24 protein-coding genes and 1 riboswitch are annotated in these 23,621 nt (G+C 25.5%); of the genes, 5 read left to right on the top strand and 19 right to left on the bottom strand.

The features are described from left to right. Positions 1-21: 21 nt before the first annotated feature. Genes BN7997_RS05565 through BN7997_RS05550 form a run of 4 tightly spaced genes read right to left on the bottom strand, consistent with a single transcriptional unit; the run spans position 22 to position 3,374 of the window. A complete protein-coding gene (locus BN7997_RS05565; RefSeq protein ID WP_071119868.1) occupies positions 22-687 on the bottom strand; it encodes a hypothetical protein in 666 nt (221 codons plus the stop codon). Positions 688-708: 21 nt separating this feature from the next. Further along, positions 709-1,449: an aminotransferase class IV gene (locus BN7997_RS05560; RefSeq protein ID WP_071119867.1), complete on the bottom strand. Its 741-nt coding sequence runs from the start codon at positions 1,447-1,449 to the stop codon at positions 709-711. Beyond that, positions 1,439-2,788, bottom strand: coding sequence for an aminodeoxychorismate synthase component I (gene pabB / locus BN7997_RS05555; protein WP_071119866.1), 1,350 nt, complete (start codon positions 2,786-2,788; stop codon positions 1,439-1,441). Before pabB ends, BN7997_RS05560 begins: the two co-directional genes overlap by 11 nt. Before the next feature lies 1 nt (position 2,789). Continuing rightward, positions 2,790-3,374 carry an anthranilate synthase component II gene (locus BN7997_RS05550; RefSeq protein WP_071119865.1) on the bottom strand — a complete coding sequence of 195 codons (585 nt, stop codon included), beginning with the start codon at positions 3,372-3,374 and terminating at the stop codon, positions 2,790-2,792. Between the two features lie 271 nt (positions 3,375-3,645). On the opposite strand from BN7997_RS05550, the gene BN7997_RS05545 reads away from it, so the two are divergent. Beyond that, positions 3,646-3,828, top strand: a complete 183-nt coding sequence (locus tag BN7997_RS05545) for a hypothetical protein (RefSeq protein WP_071119864.1) — start codon at positions 3,646-3,648, stop codon at positions 3,826-3,828. A gap of 37 nt (positions 3,829-3,865) precedes the next feature. Here BN7997_RS05545 and BN7997_RS05540 read toward each other — a convergent pair whose 3' ends face one another. The 14 genes from BN7997_RS05540 to BN7997_RS05475 all read right to left on the bottom strand — a co-directional run bounded on the left by BN7997_RS05540 (position 3,866) and on the right by BN7997_RS05475 (position 17,229). Further along, on the bottom strand, positions 3,866-4,174 hold the full coding sequence (locus tag BN7997_RS05540) for a hypothetical protein (protein ID WP_071119863.1): 309 nt from the start codon (positions 4,172-4,174) through the stop codon (positions 3,866-3,868). Positions 4,175-4,278: 104 nt separating this feature from the next. Next, positions 4,279-4,410 carry a hypothetical protein gene (locus BN7997_RS16180; protein WP_278335238.1) on the bottom strand — a complete coding sequence of 44 codons (132 nt, stop codon included), beginning with the start codon at positions 4,408-4,410 and terminating at the stop codon, positions 4,279-4,281. An 89-nt stretch (positions 4,411-4,499) separates the two neighbouring features. Continuing rightward, complete coding sequence (locus BN7997_RS05535; protein ID WP_074010961.1) at positions 4,500-5,195, bottom strand: polysaccharide deacetylase family protein; 696 nt, start codon at positions 5,193-5,195, stop codon at positions 4,500-4,502. A 25-nt stretch (positions 5,196-5,220) separates the two neighbouring features. Then, a complete protein-coding gene (locus BN7997_RS05530; protein WP_242873391.1) occupies positions 5,221-6,054 on the bottom strand; it encodes a CAP domain-containing protein in 834 nt (277 codons plus the stop codon). 513 nt (positions 6,055-6,567) lie between these two features. After that, positions 6,568-7,257: an LrgB family protein gene (locus BN7997_RS05525; protein ID WP_071119860.1), complete on the bottom strand. Its 690-nt coding sequence runs from the start codon at positions 7,255-7,257 to the stop codon at positions 6,568-6,570. Positions 7,258-7,259: 2 nt separating this feature from the next. Continuing rightward, positions 7,260-7,622 (bottom strand): CidA/LrgA family protein, encoded by a 363-nt coding sequence (locus tag BN7997_RS05520; RefSeq protein WP_071119859.1) that lies wholly within the window; start codon positions 7,620-7,622, stop codon positions 7,260-7,262. 457 nt (positions 7,623-8,079) lie between these two features. Further along, a complete protein-coding gene (locus BN7997_RS05515) occupies positions 8,080-9,480 on the bottom strand; it encodes a tetratricopeptide repeat protein (protein ID WP_071119858.1) in 1,401 nt (466 codons plus the stop codon). A 140-nt stretch (positions 9,481-9,620) separates the two neighbouring features. After that, positions 9,621-10,850 (bottom strand): VanW family protein, encoded by a 1,230-nt coding sequence (locus BN7997_RS05510; RefSeq protein ID WP_143023171.1) that lies wholly within the window; start codon positions 10,848-10,850, stop codon positions 9,621-9,623. 46 nt (positions 10,851-10,896) lie between these two features. Beyond that, positions 10,897-11,541 (bottom strand): CAP domain-containing protein, encoded by a 645-nt coding sequence (locus tag BN7997_RS05505; protein ID WP_456300064.1) that lies wholly within the window; start codon positions 11,539-11,541, stop codon positions 10,897-10,899. Between the two features lie 311 nt (positions 11,542-11,852). Further along, the gene (locus tag BN7997_RS05500; RefSeq protein WP_071119855.1) at positions 11,853-12,650 is read right to left on the bottom strand and encodes an MORN repeat-containing protein; all 798 of its coding nucleotides are present in this window, start codon (positions 12,648-12,650) and stop codon (positions 11,853-11,855) included. Between the two features lie 327 nt (positions 12,651-12,977). Then, positions 12,978-13,844 (bottom strand): YitT family protein, encoded by an 867-nt coding sequence (locus BN7997_RS05495; protein ID WP_071119854.1) that lies wholly within the window; start codon positions 13,842-13,844, stop codon positions 12,978-12,980. Between the two features lie 700 nt (positions 13,845-14,544). Next, entirely contained in the window at positions 14,545-15,936 is a 1,392-nt protein-coding gene (locus tag BN7997_RS05485) for an outer membrane protein assembly factor BamD (protein ID WP_071119852.1), read from the bottom strand. A gap of 137 nt (positions 15,937-16,073) precedes the next feature. Further along, a complete protein-coding gene (locus tag BN7997_RS05480; RefSeq protein WP_071119851.1) occupies positions 16,074-16,832 on the bottom strand; it encodes a PP2C family serine/threonine-protein phosphatase in 759 nt (252 codons plus the stop codon). A 115-nt stretch (positions 16,833-16,947) separates the two neighbouring features. Continuing rightward, the gene (locus BN7997_RS05475; protein ID WP_071119850.1) at positions 16,948-17,229 is read right to left on the bottom strand and encodes a hypothetical protein; all 282 of its coding nucleotides are present in this window, start codon (positions 17,227-17,229) and stop codon (positions 16,948-16,950) included. 193 nt (positions 17,230-17,422) lie between these two features. Here BN7997_RS05475 and BN7997_RS05470 point away from each other — a divergent pair, with 193 nt between their 5' ends. Then, entirely contained in the window at positions 17,423-19,189 is a 1,767-nt protein-coding gene (locus BN7997_RS05470; protein WP_071119849.1) for a peroxiredoxin, read from the top strand. A 59-nt stretch (positions 19,190-19,248) separates the two neighbouring features. On the opposite strand, the gene BN7997_RS05465 is transcribed toward BN7997_RS05470, so the two are convergent. Beyond that, entirely contained in the window at positions 19,249-19,854 is a 606-nt protein-coding gene (locus BN7997_RS05465) for a ribonuclease H family protein (RefSeq protein WP_334292253.1), read from the bottom strand. 179 nt (positions 19,855-20,033) lie between these two features. Then, positions 20,034-20,206: riboswitch (Lysine riboswitch) on the top strand. Between the two features lie 133 nt (positions 20,207-20,339). Between BN7997_RS05465 and nhaC the strand changes: the two genes are divergently transcribed. The 3 genes from nhaC (at position 20,340) to pdaA (ending at position 23,620) form a co-directional block, all read left to right on the top strand. Next, positions 20,340-21,761: a Na+/H+ antiporter NhaC gene (gene nhaC, locus BN7997_RS05460; RefSeq protein ID WP_071119848.1), complete on the top strand. Its 1,422-nt coding sequence runs from the start codon at positions 20,340-20,342 to the stop codon at positions 21,759-21,761. A 136-nt stretch (positions 21,762-21,897) separates the two neighbouring features. Next, a complete protein-coding gene (locus tag BN7997_RS05455; protein WP_071119847.1) occupies positions 21,898-22,743 on the top strand; it encodes a hypothetical protein in 846 nt (281 codons plus the stop codon). Between the two features lie 37 nt (positions 22,744-22,780). After that, the gene (gene pdaA / locus BN7997_RS05450) at positions 22,781-23,620 is read left to right on the top strand and encodes a delta-lactam-biosynthetic de-N-acetylase (RefSeq protein WP_083335015.1); all 840 of its coding nucleotides are present in this window, start codon (positions 22,781-22,783) and stop codon (positions 23,618-23,620) included. Position 23,621: the final 1 nt, after the last annotated feature.

Below are 23,621 nucleotides of genomic sequence, written 5' to 3'. Positions count from 1 at the left end.
GCCCCCTTGATTTATAATTTATTATATGAATATATACTTATATACATTTATCAAGTCTTTATACTCATAGGTTTCAATGACTTTTTTGCATAATCTAAATAATTCTATATTTTCATCTTTCAAGCTTTTGAATAACTTTTTATCTTTAGGTAGCCATTTATTATTTATAATAAAATACCCAACTATTATATCTTTTAAATATAAATTAGTCAAAAATTCATATTCAAAAGCATCAAATTTTTCTTTATTCTTTAGATCCTCTATTTTAGCATAGAGATTAGCTTCTAATAAGTTTATATCTTCTCTTGATAATTTATTTGGACCTTCTGTGAATTTTTCTTTACATAAACCTATTATGTGCTTTGATATTCCCAATTTATCATATACTACTTTTGGATTTTTCATCTCTTTTAAGAAAAAATATTCTTTTTCGTTTATAAATTTCTGTACCCCTTTTTCAGAAAAATAATTTATATCAAATTCAATATTTTCTATATATTTTACTATCCTAGTTTGTTTATCTCCATTCTTTGTAAAAACAAACAAATCAATATCATTAACTGATGTGTTATCTGATTGTAAATCAACATTTTTAGATGACCCTACTAAGTATATAGCCTTAGTATTTTCATTATTTATGATTTTTTTAATTTCTTTATTATAAATATTATAAATACTATTTTTCATATATATTCTCCAATAAATATTTTAAGTTAATTTGGATAATATTTTTTTAAATAATATATTATCATTATTATACTTTGTATTTTCTATTAATTTTACTTTCATAGCTCCCATTAAACTATTAGTTACAAAAGAAAATTCAAAATCATTTATTTCATCTATGTATATTTCTTTTTTTACTACCTCTATATTTAGTTCAATGCAAATATCTTCTATCCTTTTTTTCATTATACCATTTAATATTGGTAATTCATCTTTTGGCGTATATATCTTATTATATTTTATAAAAAATATATTGCACATAGAGCACTCTAATATTTTGCCTTCTGTACTCAAAAATATCGCATCATCAAATCCATTTTTAGTAGCATATTCTTTAGTATATATATTTTCAAAATAATTAGTTGTTTTATGCCTATATATTATACTATCTCCTCTTTTTATAGGGGAAATAGTTAATTTAAACCCTTCATTATACATTTTATCATTATAAATAATATCTCTAGTTGATATGTTATATCCTTCATCAAATAGAGTTACTCTTAAAGCTTTATTTTTTATATTATTATGTTTTATATACATTAAAACTTTATCTTTTAAAGTACTTTTATCTATATCAATTTTTATATTTAAATCTCTTACAGAATTATATAGTCTATTCATATGTAAATCAAAATCTATAGGCTCATTTTCTATTTTTATAGTTTCAAATAGACCTATCCCAAATTTACTTAATTTACTATTAAAAGATATATTATTCTTCATAGTAACCTCTTAATGCTTTCATTATAGATTGAGCCTTATCTAAAGTTTCTTGATATTCATCTTCTGGATTTGAATCCCAAGTCATACCTCCACCAACTTGGAAGTATACATTATCATCTTGTTTTACAATAGTTCTTATAGCTATATTTAAATCCATATCTCCATTAAATCCAATATATCCTATAGAACCTGTATAAACATTTCTTTGCGTTGGTTCTAATTCATCTATTATTTCCATAGACCTAATTTTAGGAGCTCCAGTTATAGATCCTCCTGGGAATGTTGCTTTTATTACATCTATACAGTCTTTATTTTCTTCTAGTTCTCCAACTACAGTAGCTACCAGGTGATTTACATTTGCATAAGGTTCTATAACAAATAATTCAGGTACTTTGACACTTCCTATTTTTGAAATTCTACCTATATCATTTCTTTCTAGGTCTACTATCATAAGAAGCTCCGCTCTATCTTTTTCACTATTTCTCAATTCTTCTTGAAGCCTTAAGTCTTCTTCTCTATTTTTTCCTCTAGGTCTTGTTCCTTTTATTGGTCTAGTTTCAACCTTATTATCTACACACTTTATAAATCTTTCAGGAGAATTTGATAATATCTGACTGTGCTCAAAGTTTAAAAATGCTCCAAATGGTGCTGGGCTAAATCTTCTTAGATCTCGGTATAATTCATAACTTGATAAAGTTGTTTTACCACTAAATCTTTGAGTTAGATTAGCTTGATATATATCACCTTGTCTTATATAATCTTGAACTTTTCTTACTGCATCTTCAAATTCACTTTTAGTAAAGTTTGATTTCAATCTAGTTTTTTCCACATCTTTTTCTTCGTAGCATATACTATCTATGCCTGCTCTTTCAGCTTCATTTATTTGATCTTCTATCTTTCTAATTATTTTATTTTCTTCTTCAATATCTAAATCTGGTGTCGCTATATAGGTTTTATTTTCTAAATGGTCTACTACAATTACCCAATTATAAAGCCCAAAGTATAAATCATATACATTAGTATCATCAATAGCAGTTCTAGGTAATGTTTCTATATAGTTACCTAAATCATAAGATAAGTATCCAACTGCTCCTCCTATAAATGGTAAATGGGTTTTATTCTCAACCTTATATTTTTTTAATTCTTCTTGTAAATTATCTAATGGGTTATTTAAAGTATTTTTATACTTTAATACTTTAAATGGATTACTACTTATAAAAGAAAATCTTCCTAATTTCTTTTTATCCATAGCACTATCTAATATAAAACTATTTTCTTCATTTCTAAATATGGTAAATATCTCAAAGGAACTTAACTTAGTTTTTATTTCTTTTATCATATTATATATCCATCCTTTCTCTAGCATCTTTTATAAAGTTTCTCAATATATCATGACCTTGCTCTGATAATATTGCTTCTGGATGGAACTGTACACCTTCTATTAAATACATTTTATGTTTTATTCCCATTATTTCATTTTTATCAGTTATAGCGGTAACCTCTAAATCTTCAGGAAGTGTGTCAATATCTACAACTAATGAATGATATCTAGTAACATTTAATGGGTTATTAAGATTTTTAAAAACACCTTTATTTGTATGTTTTATACTATGCACTTTTCCATGTACAGGTTGATTTGCTTTTATAACATTTCCTCCAAATACATGGCCTATTGTTTGATGACCTAAACAAATTCCAAGTATAGGCTTTATACCTTTGAAATTATTTACAACATCTATACATATACCTGATTCTTTTGGTGAGCATGGACCTGGAGATAAAACTATTATCTCAGGATCTAACTCTTTTATTTCCTCTATAGTTATTTCGTCATTTCTTTTTACTAAAACTTCTTCTCCTAATTCTCCAATATATTGAACTAGGTTGTACACAAATGAATCGTAATTATCAATCATTAAAATCACTACTATTCCCTCCCTGTATAATCAAAGCTTAACTTTTATTATTTTATTTAATCATTTAAATCTATAAAATTAAAAATTTAAGAGTTATCTATAAATTTTCTTTATATAATCTCTTTTTTCTATATCACTATATATTTATAATTATATATTTTTGTAGAAATGTATGTCAACATAGTCATTTTAGTCAAATATAGCGTATTTATTTTTAGTATAAATATCTATTTATATAGAGAAAATATTCTTAAATATATTATATTTTTGGAGGCTAAATATGAATAAGTATATGATTATAAGATCTGATAATAAATCTATATCGCCTCCCATGTCAAAACATGAGGCCATAATAAAACTTAAAGAATATAATAAAAAAGGTATATCAACTTACTTGGTATCTAGAAGTGAATATATAAATATTATTTATTCAAATAAGTCTAATACATCCTTAAGCAAGTAGTTTATAATAAAAATAAAAAAGGAGCCTAAGCTCCTTTTCATAGTTTATTTCTCGAGTTATAGTACTTATCTTTTTTGCCTTTTTGTGCTCTTGATTCCATTAACTCTTTTATCTTATTTATATAACAATCATCTTCACTTAATCGAATGAGACTAGTTAAATAGTATCCATGAGTACTTTTGGGAATCTTTTTTCTGATAACTAAATCTATTGCTGTTTTTGCAGCTTCAAAATGCTTAAGATGAGTGTGACCTTCTTGAAAACTTTTTTTAGCATTATAAACTATATAACCTTCTCTAACTTGAAATATCATAAATTCTTTTCTTTCATATATTTTGTTATACATTAAATCAATCCTTTTCAAGATAGTCTTATTATAATATATTACATTTTTAAAAAAATGTTATATTTTTCAGTTTATTTTATGCTAATTCCCCCCTTGCTCAATTTTTATTCACTATATCTAATATATATGTTAATCATATTTAAATATTCATTAGCAATAAATTCTGCTAACTTAATTATTTTTACAAAACATTTTTCTATTTTATTTCTAAAGTTATTTATATTATTTATATTCATAGGTTATCAATAAATATATTCATGCTATAATTTCCTTATACATAAAAAATGCTATACCTCCTTAGGTATAGCATTATAATTTTTTCTAATTATTTATCTATTATCTGTGATACTGTTACAAATTCAAAACCTTGATCCATCATTTTAGGAATTAATATATCTAATGCAGCAACAGTATTATTAGTTGCATAATCATGTAAAAGTATTATATCCCCATTTTTTGCATTATTTATTATTTTATTTGCTATAACTTCTGCAGCTGGATTTTGCCAATCCCTAGCATCTACAGTAGTCCATAATACTATTTTATAATTAAGTTTTTTTGCTATCGATGCTAATTCTTCTTGTTTATAACTACCATATGGTGGTCTAAATAATGTTGGCTTTTTACCAGTTAGTTTTATAAGTATCTCTTCACATTTTAATATTTCTTCTTCTAACTGTGCATTTGTCAAGTTAGTTATATCTGGATGATTAAATGTGTGATTTCCTATTTCATGTCCCTCTTTACTTGCTCTAACTAAAGGATTTGGATACCAATTAGCATGTTTTCCAGCTATAAAAAAAGTACCTTTTACATTGTACTTATTAAGTACATCTAAAACTTGATTAGTTTCTTTTGGGTGAGGTCCATCATCAAATGTTAGTGCTATTAGCTTTTTATCTCTTGAACCATTTTTTATAAATACCTCTTCATCATTTATAGATTCGGCATACATAAACGAATTGCTAAAAAAAACTAATACAGCTGTAATTATAAGTGTGATTTTTTTGTACTTAAACATAGTTATGACTTCCTTTCATGTATGTCTATGTGTAAAAATTTTGAGTATAGTATATGTTATAATATCCTCCAAATATAACACCAACTCCTATATACTTATAATCCCCTAAAATATTTTTTCTATGTCCTAAAGAGTTCATCCATGCATGATGTGCATATATTGCGCTGCTTTGCCCTGCTGCAATATTTTCTCCTGCATTTTTGTAATTTATACCTTCTTCTTCCATCCTATCGAAAGGACTTTTATTTTCTTTATTAGTATGATCAAAATAATTTTTTATCATCATATCTTCACTATGCTTTCTTGAGCTAGTAGTTGCTTTTTCACTATAAGATAATATATTTAAATTATTTTTTGTACGTTCAGTATTTACAAGGTCTTTAGTTTGAGCTTCAAAACTTTCTTGTAATCTATCATTTCCTTGTGGATAGATTCCATTTAATGTTGATTCTGCTTTTTTACTTATAATTTGGTATCCACATACTTTATTATCTTCATGTATATCATAAAAAACTGTTACATAGTTTTTTCCAATTTCTAATATATCATATTGATTGTCAGAGTTTATAACATATCTAGTATTTCCCTTTTTCTTATATTCTAATGGACTGTATTTTTCTCTTACAAAATCTCTATTTGAGTTTAATTTTACATCTATTTCATTACTATCAATTCCATTACTATAAAGAGCTACTACATTATCCTCCTCTATTCCTACCATTGCAAATTTATTTAAATCCTCATTATATACATACCATTTAAAATTATACTCACTATAATCGATTCTCGATGGTTTCCCTATATTAGATATTACATAAGCTTTATTGTCACCAATTTTTATATTCTTAAAATTATCCATATTTATATTATTATTAACTCTAGTATCATTGGATGCTAATTTAGTATTTATAGTTTCAATTTCTTGTATAGTATTTCTGTTAGAGTAATAAGAATATACTAATATTATAGATAAAAATATAAAGANTGCATTTTTAATCAGCCTTTTGTGTATATTGTAGCTATTCTTTTGACAAATGATTAGTTGTATTTTTTTCTTGCATTTTATAACTTATTTATATATTTAATTGTAAATATAATTGTTTATAATATCAGGTATATTAAGGTATTCATAAAAACAAAAAAATACAATTATGTATATATAATAAAATATATGCATAACTGTATTTCATATTTTTCATTTTCATTTGATATTTTTTTAAATTTTTTATTGTTTAATTTTAAATCATATATAGTTTTACAATATATTTTATTTTTATTAATATATTATTTAAAAATAATATTATAATATTTAAAATTATAGATTTATTTAATTGGGTTACATTGTTTAGTAATAATATAAACTATTTAAACGCTACATAAAATTTATTATTATAGGTATTAAAATAACTGTAATTATTCCTGAAATCCCTATAGATAGTCCACTCATTGCACCTTCAACTTCTCCCATTTCTAATGCTTTAGTAGTACCTAATGCATGTGCTGAAGTACCTAATGCAATTCCTTTTGCTACAGGATTATTTATTTTTCCTATTTTAAATACTATAGGAGATATAATAGCACCTAATATCCCTGTTAATATTATAGATACTACTGTTATTGCTTCTACTCCATTTAGTGTTTTTGTCAAAGATATACCCATAGGTGTAGTTATTGACTTTGGTATTAATGAATTTATTATATCTACATCAGCATTAGTAAAGTGTCCTATTAATTTTATTGATATAAAAGATACCACAACTCCACAGCTTATACCAATTAATATCTCTAATAAGTATTTTTTAAATAAATCAAACTGCTTGTACAAAGGAACTGCTAATACAATTGTTACAGGACCTAAAAAGAAGTTTATTCTATCCCCTCCTAACTTGTAACTTTCATAAGGAATCTTAGTTATACTTAAAAATAATATAATACCTAGAATAGCTATAAGCAATGGATTAAATATAGGCTTATTAGTTTTTTTCTGTATATATATTCCTATATTAAAAAATAATATTGTAAGTATTACTCCAAAAATTTCTGTGTCAAATACATTATACATAATCAATTCTCCTTAGACTTTTTATTTATCATAATGTCAACTAATTTACCAGTTACATACATAACTATAATAGTACTTATAAATATTGTAATTAATAATACAAATACATTATCTGATATAAGATCTAAGGATTTAATTAATGAAACTCCTGCTGGTATAAAAAATATAGCCATATTATCTAAAAAGAAATTACTTACTTCATTTATACTTTCTAATTTTATAACCTTAGCTTTAAGTAGTATAAACAATAATATCATACCTATTATACTACCCGGGATAACAACTACACCTTGTATAAATGAACTAATATATTCACCTAAGGCCCATAAACCTAATATTATTGCCAGTTGATTTAGTGTTTTCATATTTGTCTCCTAAAAATCGTCATAGTTTTAAAGTTAAAGTAATAAATCATTTTAACTTTTATTTTTATAATATATAATTTCTAAACTATATAAAAAGTTTATCTTGTTTATCTATATAATTACTATTATTACCTTGAATTACTTGTGCATACCAATCTTCAACATCTAATGCATAATAAAAGATAGGATTATTTAGATACTACAAGATTAATTTAAAAATCCCCACATTTTATTTATTCTAATTCTAGTAATCAATCGCTTAAATTAGATACAACTTCAAATATAGTATTTATTACTATATCTTTATTTATAAATCCTTACTTACCATCTATAAGTATGGAAAGGAACAATTCTTTTGTATATAATAGTTTACCTCCTACCAAATAATAAGTATATTAGTATTGTTAGTTTACTTTTTATTTGGTAGAGTATAGTATTCCTATGGTTTAGTGTTATTTTACTTTGATAAAATTTCTTTTACCTTTGAGTTATTATACATACTATCTGGAACTTCACTTCTCATTCCATAAAATGTCTTTTTAGCATTTTCTAAATCACCATTTTCATAGTATAACATTCCTAATTGATAGAAAGCATCATCATAGTATTGATCCTCTTTAGTATAAGTATTTATATACTTTTTATAATATTTTACTGCTTGATCATAATTTTTAGTTTTCTCGCTTAAAAATGCTACTTGGTATATTGATTCTGAAATATATTTTTTAGTTTTTCCATATTCAATTACCTTCTTAAAATACGTTATAGCATCTTTATAATTTTTACTAGCCTTTAATTCAAGTGCCTTTTGATATAAATCTACCTCACTAGAAACTAGCATTTCTTGTTTCTTAGCTTCATCTAGTTGCTGATTTGTTTTATCTAATTCCTGATTTGTTTCATCTAATTTTTCAGAAGTTTCACTTAGCTGCTTATCTATCTCTTCTATTTTTTCATCTTTTTTATTTAACTGAGCGTTTAGACTTTCTATTTTATTTTTATTACTTATATGATAAGCTACCATACTAATGGCTAATATACCCGCTATTGCATACGGCATAATATTTATTTTCTTTTTAGTTTTTTTCTCAACAACCTTAGTTTCTTTATCTTCACTTTTTATTTTGTTTTCAAATAAAGGATTATCTTTATCCACTTGTTCTAATCTATCTAAATAATACTCTTTCTTTTTTAGATTCCCCATTTTATCATAAAGTAACGCTAGTATAACATAAGGCTCTATCAAATCTGGGTCTTCCTCTATAATATTATTTAATATATGTATAGACTCTTGATTTAAATCTTCATTTATAAATCTTATAGAGTGATTATACCTTCCTAAGAAGACTTTAAACTCATCTGAAGATAATATATCCACATATTTTCTTGATAGTTCGTTATTCCCATAACACATTGCAGTATAAAAACTTTCAAATGACTTTGAAAAATCACACGTTAAAAGTTTTAATAATCCTCTTAAATTTAAGATATCCACATCTTTTGGGTTAAGTTCTGACGCTTTTTCTATAATTTCTGTAGCTGTAGTAATATAATTTCTACTCGCTAAATTTAAAGCTTCATTATATTTTTTATAAGATTCTATTTTTAACTCCTTAGATGCATCATCTGAAGAACTATTTAATGTATTTTGTAAATTAAGTATAGTTTCTTCTTTATAATTAGTAGTAACATAACTTTGCTTTAATGCTTTTAATGTTTCATTACTTTCTTCTTCATCTATATTAAAAAATGTTATATCTGATTTATCATCTTGTATTAAAGATATATCTAGACTCTTTTTATCCATCATTCTTATATCATTTATTATACTTTTACCTAAAATAATAATCTCCTCCATTTCTATATAATTAAGATATCACATTTGCTATATCAAGTCAAAACTATACATTTTTTGCTATTTTTCTATACATAAAAATAAAATGACCTCAAATTATAAAGGTCATTTTATATACATTTTAAGTTTATTCTTTTTATATTTTAATTATTTGAAATTGGCGATTCTTCAAATATAGACTCTGTTTCTTGTTCTGGATTAACCTCTACATTATTAGGAGGAACTACATCTTCAGAAGGTATATTCTCTACAGGAGTAGTTTCTTCTTCAACTATAGGAGCCTCCATTGTTCCAACCGCCACTACCCCTTGTTTTTTAGGATAGTACGATACATATACCTTTTCTTTTTTTAATACATTTCCATTATTATCTTTATATATTCTATATGTAGATACAGTATATCCCTTTCTACCAGCCTCTAACTGCTTATCTTCTCCTTTAGGTAATGTTGGATCATCGACTTTTTTAATCGGAGCTTCAGATACACTATCTGTATTAGTTAGTATTTCTATTTTTTGTTTATCTTCATTGCTTCCATATATTGTACAAGTTAAAGTATTCCCATAAACTGAATTCTTTATATAAACAGGATACTTTAAATTATTTTTAAATATAAAATCTATTGCACCATCACTAACAGTGGCATCTCTACCCTTAGGTACATATGATGAAGGTATTGAATGATTTTTAATAGATTCTATCTCTAATCCAGCATATAAAACTGCATTATAAAGTGTTGAGGATACTTGACATACTCCACCACCTATACCTTCTTGTACTACACCTTGTACTATTACAGGAGCATTTTTATATCCATTACTTATAGTTCTTGTTCCGGTATGTTCATTATAAGAAAAACTTTCACCTGGCATAAGTATTACATCACTAGTACTTTTTGCAGCCAACGCCACATTATGACTTCTTCCTGAAACAGATGAGTCAAATTTAGTAGAATATGTTCCAAGCATTGTATCTACCTTCTCTAAACTTTCCTCTTTTACATCTGGTTGTATTTTTTCAACCACTAAGTTTATTAATGTATTTCCTTTCTCTAGTTCATTTATAGCATTATTTAAACTTTCATCTACTTGTAAATTTACTCCCTCTTCATCCTTTTGTATTTTTATATTAGAGTTTTCAATTTTTATACTTGCATTCTTCATAGAAACATTTATATCTTTTGACAATCCCTCTATATACGATTTAAGCTTATCTTTATTATAGTTAATAGATAATTTAAGAGTATTTTTATATCCTCTAAGGCTATTTATAGTTATTTTTAAATTATCTATAAATGATCCTTTTCTATTTAATCCATATGCCTGTTCTACAGTATTATCTATATCATAATAAAAATCAATTTCTTTAGCCAAAACGATAAATTTTTTATCATTATATTTAAACTCGATGTTATCTTCATTATNCTTCCATCCTATCGAAAGGACTTTTATTTTCTTTATTAGTATGATCAAAATAATTTTTTATCATCATATCTTCACTATGCTTTCTTGAGCTAGTAGTTGCTTTTTCACTATAAGATAATATATTTAAATTATTTTTTGTACGTTCAGTATTTACAAGGTCTTTAGTTTGAGCTTCAAAACTTTCTTGTAATCTATCATTTCCTTGTGGATAGATTCCATTTAATGTTGATTCTGCTTTTTTACTTATAATTTGGTATCCACATACTTTATTATCTTCATGTATATCATAAAAAACTGTTACATAGTTTTTTCCAATTTCTAATATATCATATTGATTGTCAGAGTTTATAACATATCTAGTATTTCCCTTTTTCTTATATTCTAATGGACTGTATTTTTCTCTTACAAAATCTCTATTTGAGTTTAATTTTACATCTATTTCATTACTATCAATTCCATTACTATAAAGAGCTACTACATTATCCTCCTCTATTCCTACCATTGCAAATTTATTTAAATCCTCATTATATACATACCATTTAAAATTATACTCACTATAATCGATTCTCGATGGTTTCCCTATATTAGATATTACATAAGCTTTATTGTCACCAATTTTTATATTCTTAAAATTATCCATATTTATATTATTATTAACTCTAGTATCATTGGATGCTAATTTAGTATTTATAGTTTCAATTTCTTGTATAGTATTTCTGTTAGAGTAATAAGAATATACTAATATTATAGATAAAAATATAAAGATTATTTTTTTCAAAATATCATCCTCCAATAATTATTTACTATCTATGTATAATAAACATTTATAAAACAATTAATACCCCTTAATATAATTATTCTATATTCATTTATTATCTAAGCTAGTATATAATTTATTTAAATTAATGATATTTTAAATAAAAATAGCTTTGTCTAATTTTATAGACAAAGCTAAAGTTTTATTGCAAATATTTCATCTAAACTTCTATCAAATATGCAAGGCTTGTCAAACTTCCAAGTTCCTTCATATACTAATTCATTATTTAAATAGAAAGTTCCATCTCCATGCTTTTTACCATGTAAAAATTCACCTTCATATCTTTTTCCTTCTTCCCATATATACGTTCCTTTGCCATGAACTAAATTATTTTTCCATTCTCCTTCATATATTATATTTCCATGGCAATCATAACATACTCCATATCCATCCATTTTATTATTTTTAAATTCTCCTATATACATGCTATTATCACGCCATATATATATTCCTTTACCATGTTTTTTCCCATCTAACCAGTTTCCCATATATTCATCTTTACTTTTATATACCATCTGTCCCATTCCATTTATAGTATCCTCTAAAAAATTTCCTATATAGATATTACCACTTTTAAATGTACACATTCCCAGACCATTCTTCATATCATTTTTAAACTCTCCTATATACTCTATTCCCTCTACAAAATTATATGTTCCTATTCCATCCATTTTACCATTTACTATTTTCCCTATATATATATCTCCATTAGAAAATTCATAAATTTTACTAGGTATTTTCTTTTTATTTATACTTTCTACTTCTTCATATTTATTAATTTCAAGGTCTAGTATCTCTTCCTCAGAAGCTCTCTTACATCTTCTAGCCGTAAATCTTTGCCTTTTAATTATTGCATTAACTTCTCTTTTTATTTTATTTATATTTAATGTATACTCATTATACATATCAAAATGCTCTTTAGATAAATTCATAGCTCTTATATCTCCTATACGATTGATAGATTATCACATTATTAAATTTATTATATTATATATTTTGTATTATTTTCTATAAATATTTTTAATTTACAAAAAAAAATAAAGTGTTTTTTGTATAAAACACTTTATTTGTAGAGTAGACATTGTCCGATTCCATTAAATCCATTAAGACACCCGCTCTAATACACTAAACATTTTCAATTTTAAAGTAATTTATACCGTATGTATAAACTTCCCGATAAATTTATACAACTCTAGAGTTTTTTGAGAGCATTACCTCTCTTTAAATATTATGTTAATTAAATTAAATTTTATTCATTTTTATAAATATTTTTCTTTAAATCCTCTTCCTTTAACTTCGGTGACATCATTTACTGATATAAATGATTTTTTATCATAGTTTAAAGCTATTTCTTTTATTTTAGGTATCTCATTTGATGATACTATGCAATATATAATTCTTTTTTTCTCTTTTGTATATGCACCTTCTGCTTCTAAGAATGTTACACCTCTATGAACAATAGTCATTATATCTTTTGCTATAGATTCACTTTCTCTAGATATAACCATAACAGATTTTTGAGAGTTCATGGCATCCTTTACAATATTCATAGCAGAAGCACTTAAAAACATTTCAATAAGAGTATATAATGCTAAATCCATACCAAACAATACTCCACTAACTAAAACTATTAATATATTTATACTTAATGTTGTATCCTTAACTTGAATATTTTTTTTAAATTTTAATATTGCAGCTATTATATCCGTTCCACCTTGAGATGATTTAGTTCTAAATACAAGCCCTGATCCAATTCCAGCTAGTATTCCTCCAAATACACTTTGAAGTAATATATCATTTACTGGGATTATATCACCTATATTTTGAGTTAAACCTAATAATATAGAAAATAATATCATATTGATTAAACTAGATATACAAAATGATTTTTCTAAATATATAAACCCTAATATAAATATTGGTATGTTTATTAAAAATGTTAATATACCTATATTAATTCCAGTCAAATAGTTTATAGCTGTAGATATTCCTGGAACCCCTCCACTTAGCAAATGTGCTGGCCTTATAAATCCATTTATACCTATGCATGCTATTAGCATACCTGTTATTATTACAAGATATCTTAGAAAAATATTATCTTCTACGGCGGTATTAACTTTACTCATCGTATTCTCCCTTCAAGCTCAATAGTATATAACTATTTTGTTTCTTTATTCATTACATGTTATATTATATTACCTTTTTTTAATATGTCTAGTGCATTTTTAATCAGCCTTTTGTGTATATTGTAGCTATTCTTTTGACAAATGATTAGTTGTATTTTTTTCTTGCATTTTATAACTTATTTATATATTTAATTGTAAATATAATTGTTTATAATATCAGGTATATTAAGGTATTCATAAAAACAAAAAAATACAATTATGTATATATAATAAAATATATGCATAACTGTATTTCATATTTTTCATTTTCATTTGATATTTTTTTAAATTTTTTATTGTTTAATTTTAAATCATATATAGTTTTACAATATATTTTATTTTTATTAATATATTATTTAAAAATAATATTATAATATTTAAAATTATAGATTTATTTAATTGGGTTACATTGTTTAGTAATAATATAAACTANTTTTAGTTTTTCACTAGCTTGTTCCTTAGTTAATTCACCTATATTAGTATCATTTATATAAGTATTTTTACATATTTTATCTCCATTTATAATAACAGTTAGTGTTCCTATAAATATAAAACAAACTGATAAAATAATACCTAATACTATCCATATTTTTTTATTAATATTTTTCATATGCTCTCTCCTTAAACTAGCATCAATTATTAAAGCGTGCTAAAAACACGCTTAATAATCTTTTATACCGTCATTATCTATTAAATACACCTTTTCAGTATACATATTTATAATATAGACTTCTTTTTTCTTAAATAACCCTTTATTAACAACTTTATAATAGTATATATCTCCATCATCTTTTAACTTTTTATCTAAGTCAACTTTATTATCTATATATTTATCTATTTTATCATTTGATACACTTATAATCTTTTTATATTTATTTTGTTTTTCTTCTAATTTTTTCTCTAGTATAAATTGTGCTTTTTCTTCAGTTATTGCAAATTGAATACTTCCATCTGATGTAACCCTAAAGTATCCATCGCTATAATTTGTTTTATAATCCTTATTTGAATCTTTATAAGAATATATTTTTTTAGATTTTGCATCAATTAATACCTCATCTATTAAAGTATCATGTTCATATACTTCTGTATAATAATACTTCTTATCATCAACCATCTGTTGGAATGAATTCACAGATAAATTTGATTTTTTCTTATTACTTTTTTTAGCAATTAAATTAAGTATATCATCTGTAGTTAGTGTATACATAGCTAAATTAGTTTGGTACTGTTTTTCTAGTTCTAATATAGTTTCATCATCTATATAATATTCTTTAATATAATCTATATATTGTAGTGCTTCTTCGTAATCTCCATTTTTATTAGCTTCCTTCGACTTATCTATGTAATAATTATACATAAGCTCTATACATTCTTTTTTATTCTTATTAGCTAATTCATAGTATTTTTTATCAACTTGTAAAACTTTATCATAAGAAGTTATAGCTTCATAATATTTTTTTTCATCTTGATTTTTCAATGCAGATTTATATAGTTTTCTTGATTGATTTATTTCTTCTATATTATTTTTATAAATATCTAAATTATTTACCATGCCATTTATAATAGAAGCTGTATTTATGTATGATATTGCAATATCATATTTTATATTTTCGTCTTTATACATTTCATCTACTCTCTTTGCCTGCTCTATTATCTTTTTTAAATCTACATTTATATCTTCTAAGGCATTAATAGTATTTATAAGACCTATATATTGTTCTTTTGATATTTGTCCTGTTATATACTTATCCCCACTATCAAGAAGTAACTTATTAATCTTTTTAGAAACAGACTTATTAAGTCTATTCATTTTAGATCTTGAAAATTCTTTTTCCCAGTCTTCATAGTTATTAAGTGCAATTGAATATTTTCTTTGTTCTATATTTTTAACTAAAATGTTAGACTCTTTTGAAACACTTAACTCTTCACTACTTACTAAAAATATTATAATTAAAACTATAAATCCTAATATTGAAAGTGAAATTGTTATTATAGCCTTTTTCTTAGAATCTATAAAATCTATACACTCATCAAATTTTTCCTTAAGATTCATAAATTTTGTCCCTTTCTTAAGCCTAATAATTTATTTAATTCAAACATTTATTAAATTATAGCATATATATTCATTATTAACCATATTCAGTAAGTAGTTATTTATTTTTTGATAATAATAAGTCTATTTATAAAATTTTATACAATAAATACAATACTTATATCATCATGTGTTATATTTTTACTTATACTATTTAAATAATTAACATATGTATTAACTAGCCTAAATCTTGAAAAAATACTTTTATTATACTCCTGTAAAGTACTTTCTATACTATTAAATAAATCTAATTTATTCTTAAATGCATTTGAATAACCGTCAGTAAATAAAGCTATACTAATACTTTCATTTTCTTCTATTTTTTCTAATGAATACATTATATGTATATACTCACCTTCTCTTCCCAAAGAGTCAACGGTTAAATTATTCCTAGTATTTATTACTACCTTATATTCATCTTTACTTTTTAATACTATATCCCCATCACCTAATTTTAAATATAATATAAAACTATCTGTTATTAAAACCGATAAAAGTGTTGTAGAATATTTTATATATTCTATCTTAAATACATTAGGATAATTTTTCTTATAGTGCTCTTCAACTAAAGATCTCCATCTAGATTCTATCTTCTTTTGAATTTCATAATTTATTAACTTTTCTTCTAATTTCTCTATATCCATATCAAAATTCTCACTAAGTACATCTATTGATGCTTCACATGCAAATTTAGCACCATCTAAACTATGCTTAAAAAAAGGTGTACTATGCCCATCTGCAACTGAACATATAATATATTTATCTTCTTCTTTATAATCAATATAGTCTTGAGACTTAGATCCTCTAACTAAGTTTTTATATCCTGTTACGCTATTTCCAAGTATATTAAACCTCATTGTATCCCTCCCCTACCTTTATAATTATTTTTTATTATAAAATCTTATAAATTATAACGTATTAAATAAAGTTTTTATAAAAAAAAGACACAGCATAATCATATTTAGCTGTGTCTTAAGATATTTTTCGTTTCGCTTTAGTATGTGATTGTACTTTTTTAGTTTTTCTTACCGTTTTACTCTTCACAGGTTTTTTAACCTTTTTAGAATAGAATATTGTTTTACTATCAACTAGAGTTAATGCTACTGTAAATCCTGCTGTTAATATAGTAAATAAAAGTAAATAAAAGTTTAATCTTATCGATATCCCAACTACCGCATTTATTATCATCAGTGTAAGTGTTAAAGAAAAACATACAATAGCTGACATAATAAATATTTTCCATACTTTTTTCAAATTCTTCACCTCATATACCAACAATTATTTACATTGATTATATTATTAAATATATCAAATTTAGTTAAATATTTCAATTACTATTGTTTTTTTGGTAAAACAATCTTGAAATGTGATTATTTCATTGAGTAACAATCCCCCTTTATTATTAATACAATAAAAATAGATAAATTTTATATAAGGGGTGATTTATGTGGCAAATCTTCCTAGTTTAGGGTCAAAAGCTCCGGACTTTAAGGCTAACACAACTAGCGGACCTATAAAACTATCTGATTATATAGGTAAGTGGGTTGTATTATTTTCTCATCCTGGCGACTTTACACCAGTATGTACAACAGAATTTTTATGTTTTACTAAATATTATGATGAGTTTAAAAAAAGAAATACAGAAATTATAGGACTTAGTGTTGATAGTAATAGTTCTCATCTTGCGTGGATATATAATATATTCCAATTTACAGGAATGGAAATTCCTTTTCCTATAATAGAAGATAGAGATATGTCTATAGCAAAACTTTATGGAATGATATCAGAACCTATGAGTAATACTTCTACAGTAAGATCTGTGTTTATTATAGATGATAAACAAATATTAAGAACAATTCTTTATTATCCTTTAACTACAGGTAGAAATATACCTGAAATATTAAGAATAATAGAAGCTTTACAGACTAGCGATAGAGATAATGTTGTAACACCTGCAAATTGGTTTCCTGGAATGCCAGTTATACTACCATATCCAAAAACTTATAAAGAATTAAAAAATAAAGTTAAAAAATGTAGCAACGCTAATTCTGATTATTCTTGTATGGATTGGTATCTTTGTTTTGTTCCAGATAAAAACTGTAAAAAAGATTCAAGTAAATCTAAAATTAAGACACCTAGTTCTAAAAATTCTAGACCTGAAATTACCAATCCAAAATTTCAGCCTGTAACTATTGACTACTGTCCTAATGTTAACCCTATAGTTATGGAATATGTATTAGGAAATCCAGAAAATGTTGATGCTCAACTTTTGGATGCTGTAATTTATGCTTTTGTTGAAATAAACCCTGATGGTACTTTATACGTTCCTACACCTAGGTTCTTAAGACAGCTAGTACAATTAAAATTAGAAAAACCAGCACTACAAGTAATAGCAGCTATAGGTGGTTGGGGAACAGAAGGTTTCTCTGATGCAGCTGCAACTCCAGCTTCTAGATATAATTTTGCTAGAGAAGCTAAAAAACTTATGAATCAATATGGTTTAGATGGTATAGACATAGACTGGGAATATCCAGGAAGCAGTGCAGCTGGTATAAAATCAAGCCCTCAAGATAGGGAAAATTTCACTTTATTGATTACTGCATTAAGAGACGTACTAGGAGATGATGCTTGGTTAAGCGTTGCAGGTACTGGTGATAGTGCTTATATAAGAAATAGTGCTGAGATAAATAAAATAGCTCCACTTATAACCTACTTTAACCTTATGAGTTATGACTTTACAGCAGGAGAAACAGGTGAAAATGCTAGAAAACATCAAGCTAATCTGTATCCATCAGATCTTTCATTACCTGGATACAGCGTTGATGATATGGTAAATAATCTTATTGAGGCTGGTATGCCATCAGAAAAAATATTACTTGGAGTACCTTTTTATGGTCGCTTAGGTGCTACTGTAACTAAATCTTATGATGATCTTAGAAAAGATTATATAAATAAAAATGGATATGAAATAGCCTTTGATAAACAAGCTCAAGTCCCTTACCTTGTAAAAGATGGTAAATTTGCAATGTCCTATGATAATGCACTATCTATTTTCTTAAAAGGACAATATGTTCTTAGAAACTGTCTTGGTGGAATATTTGCTTGGACATCAACTTATGACCAAGCAAATATTTTAGCAAAATATATGAATCAAAGTATTTATGATCCTGACGCATTAAAAAGTGAATTAGAGCAAGTATTTGGCCAATTCTAATCAACTTCAATAATTTAGTATAACAAAATAAAAAAGTCTTGCTTAATTTGCAAGACTTTTTATATTCCTATAGCAGCTTTTGCAAGCTTATCTGCCTCTTCATTATATCTATCACCACTATGAGCTTTAACCTTTATAAACTCTACATGTAATTTATCCTTTATACTATCATAAAACTTCTTATATTCTATAGTCCCTTCTTTATTAGCTTTCCATACACCAACACACCACTTTTCTATTCCTTCATAGTCAAAGTATAATTTTAAATATCTTATATTATTATCTATACAATATTTCATGGCCATTTTTGATGCTTCTATTTCTCCGGCTACATTTCTCATACCCACTAACGACTCTTCATTTCCTTTTATACTATATGTTTTTTCTACTATATCATTTCTTAATATAACCACGCCTGACCCATATTCTCTTATTGCATGTTCATAACTTCCATCTACATAAGCTTTAACAAAATCTCCATTTTCTACTTTAACATCTTTTTTAACACCCATATATTCATATGCTTCATCTAATGTTTGGAAGCTTTTATATTCAGCCCCAGAAAAACCATTAACCTGTTTTTTACATTCATCCCATGTATTATATACGCCTACTTTATATCCTTTTTTTACAGCATAAAATTTCTTCTTACTCAAATTAATCACTCCTATTAGTTTAGTTTCTTTATAACATATATAAAAAAGTTTCTACTCTACAATAATTCTATATTATTAATATAATTTTTTAAAGTTTATTTTATATAGTCTAAAATTTTTATTAAATTTATACTTTCTATATATAAATATTTATGCTATAATAATTTATAAGTAAATATCGAATATACCTAAATGATAGAGGTTGCACTATTAATCAGTAATTTTGTAGAGCTAAGCACGATGAAGCAAAGTGAAAGGTAATAGTGCCGAAATGTATAAGTGATGCTTTAAGCTTATATGTTGGGGTTATATAAAATATATATAACACTGTCACATTAATTTGTGGAGGGCTATCTTTAGATTAAGTAAATTAAAACTATATTTTTAATATTTTTTTGATACTTAAGTCTAGGATACGTCTATCCTAGGCTTTTTTTAATCCCTATTTTCTTATCAACTGGTTATATTCGAAATATATACAGGAGGAGATTGAAATGAAAAAAGAAAGAAAACAAGCATCTTTGTTTGATGCACTTTTATGTTTAGGTTTTTTAGTAACAGTACTTGTTACGTCATTAGTATTTTTAAAGGAATATGAAATTTCCGCTCATATACCACTTTTAGTAGGTGGAATATTCACTGCAGGTATTGCTATATTTAAATTAGGTTTTACATGGAAAGAATTAGAGGAAGGTATATTATCTACAATAAATACAACAATGCCATCAATTCTTATCCTATTAATTGTTGGTGTTTTAATAGGTACTTGGATTATATCAGGAATCGTTCCTAGTATGATATATTATGGTCTTAATATTTTATCACCTAGTATATTCTTAGTTGCAACAACTATAATCTGTGCTATAGTATCAGTTGCTACAGGTTCATCTTGGACTACTGCTGGAACTATAGGTATAGCTCTTTTAGGTATAGGTAGTGCTTTAAACATTCCATCGCCTATAATAGCTGGTGCTATTATATCTGGAGCTTACTTTGGAGATAAAATGTCTCCTTTATCGGATACTACAAATTTAGCTCCTGCTATGGCTGGAACTAATCTATTTGATCATATTAAACATATGTTATATACTACTACACCTGCCCTTGTTATATCATTAGTACTTTACGGTATAATCGGATTTAAATACGCAGGTTCTAATATAGATAATAGTCAAATAGTACAAATACAAAATGCATTAATGAGTAATTATAATACATTATCACCATTACTTCTTTTAGTACCTGTTTTAGTTATTGCTTTAGTTATCTTAAAAGTTCCAGCTATACCAGGACTTATAATAGGTGTTTTATTGGGAGCTTTTGTTGCTATCGTATTCCAAGGAGCTTCATTAGCTGATGTATTTATAGTTGCAAAAGATGGATATGTTTCTTCTACTGGAATGGAATTTGTAGATGCACTTTTAACTCGTGGTGGACTTGATAGTATGTTATCTACAGTATCACTTATGATTTGTGCTTTAACTACAGGTGGTATATTAGAAAAAACAGGTATGCTTGAGGCATTAGCTAAGTTCATATTAAAGTTTGCAAAAGGAACTTTTGGACTTATATTTGCAACAATATTTACAGCTATAGGAACTAATTTAGCTGTAGCTGACCAATATTTAGCTATAGTTATTCCAGGTAGTATGTATAAAGATGCATTTAAAAAGCAAGGTTTAGATGCTAAAAACTTATCTAGAGCTTTAGAAGATAGTGCAACTATAACTTCTTCACTTATTCCATGGAATACATGTGGTGCATATATGTCTGCTACTCTTGGTGTAGGATGTTTCGCATTTTTACCATTTGCATTTTTCAACTTACTTTGCCCAATAATTTCATTAATATATGGTGCAACTGGAATAACTATAGAAAAAATTAAAGATGATGAAAATGCTGAGATTGTTGTATAAAAAAAGACATTGCTTGATTGCAATGTCTTTTTTTACTAACTTACAATATTTAATAAGACCTTTCATTCATACGTATATTTTTTTTTATATTCTAAATACTAAATATAAAATATATAGAAAGGAGATCTATTTAATTATGAAAAAGTCTATACTGTTTATACCAGTTCTTATTTCTTTATCAATAGTTGGATGTACTATGAATTACAATCAACCCTCTTCAGATAAAGTAATACATCAATCCTCATTAAATATTGATAAATTAATAAATGCCAATGCTGCAGATGTAGAAAAATCATTAGGAAGTCCTTATTATGCAACTTATTACATAGATGCAGATAAGTTAAAAAGTAAAAACATTAATTCTATTTCAATTGAAGATTTAAAAGAAGATGTGTCTTTATTAGCTTCTTATAATGATAACCAGTCTAGCGATTCTTATCTTCATATATATTATGAAGATGGTGTTGTTAAAGATGCCCTTTATGGTCCATATAAAATAGATAATTTAGATAATGTTATTTCAGCTTCAAATATATCTAATGCTGATTATAAAGTAAGCTTCTTTAAAAATCGTGGAGCTATCTGCTATAATGATTTTTCAATAGATAATGCAAAAAAAGAATTTGTAGGAAAACCAATATCTAATTTTAATAATACCTATAAATTAAAGTCTGCTAACTTTGTTGCATCTACTATAAATGAATCTGATACACTTTATTTTTATCCACTTGTTAATCACGATGTAATTCATAAGGACCAATACAAACATCCTAACTATAGCTCTAATGAAGATGCTAAGTTAGGTCTTGTAAATCCTTTAAATAATAATATTAGCTCCACAAACAAAACTAATGGAAATGACTTAGCTAATTACTATAAATCAGCTGTAGTTTTATATACTAAAGATGATAAAATTCAATCTATTCAAATAGCTGATAAACAATTTTTTTATAAATTAATAAATGATGTATTTAATAAGTAATAGTTTTGTACTTTAAACTTATAAAGAGGTGATTCTTATGAAAATCAAAAACTCTAGCTCTAAACGTTATCTTTTTATAGGCTTATTTGCAATCATATGTGCAGTAGCAGTTAGCGGTAATTTATATCTATTAAATAAATCTAAAGCTAGGATTTCAGATCCACAATCAGCTACTTATGAATATAACTGGTATTTTAATCCAAGAAATGATGGAAAACAACCAGAACCTATAAAAGAAGCTTCTTTCTTCAGTAAATATAACTCATATTATGTTGGAGATCCAAATGAAAAGGTAATATATCTTACATTTGATGCAGGATATGAAAACGGAACAACTGAAAGTATATTAGATACCTTAAAAAAGCATAATGTTAAAGCTCATTTTTTCGTAGTTGAAAGTTATATAAGAAATAATCCTGAACTAGTAAAGAGAATGGTAAATGAAGGTCATTTAGTTTGTAATCATTCTAAAAATCACTTATCTATGGCTCAAATTACTGATTTTGAAAAATTTAAATCAGAAATCACTGGTGTAGAAGATGCGTATAAGGAGTTAATTGGTAAAGATATGCCTAAATACTTTAGACCTCCTATGGGTAAATTTAGCGAACAGTCCTTAAAGTATACTCAAGACTTAGGATATAGTTCTATATTTTGGAGTTTTGCGTATGTAGATTGGTATAACGATAAGCAACCAACCCATGAATATGCAAAGGATAAAATATATACAAGAACTCATCCCGGTGCGATAGTTTTACTTCATCCAAACTCAAAAACTAACACTGAAATATTAGATGAAGTTATAACTCATTGGAAAGAAGAAGGCTATTCTTTAAAAACATTAGATTACTTAACTAAAAATAAAGATAAAAATTAGA

The organism is Romboutsia timonensis (assembly GCF_900106845.1).
Lineage (GTDB): Bacteria > Bacillota > Clostridia > Peptostreptococcales > Peptostreptococcaceae > Romboutsia > Romboutsia timonensis.
Note: the sequence above shows the minus strand (reverse complement) of the source record. Positions and strands in the feature narration are given on the sequence as shown.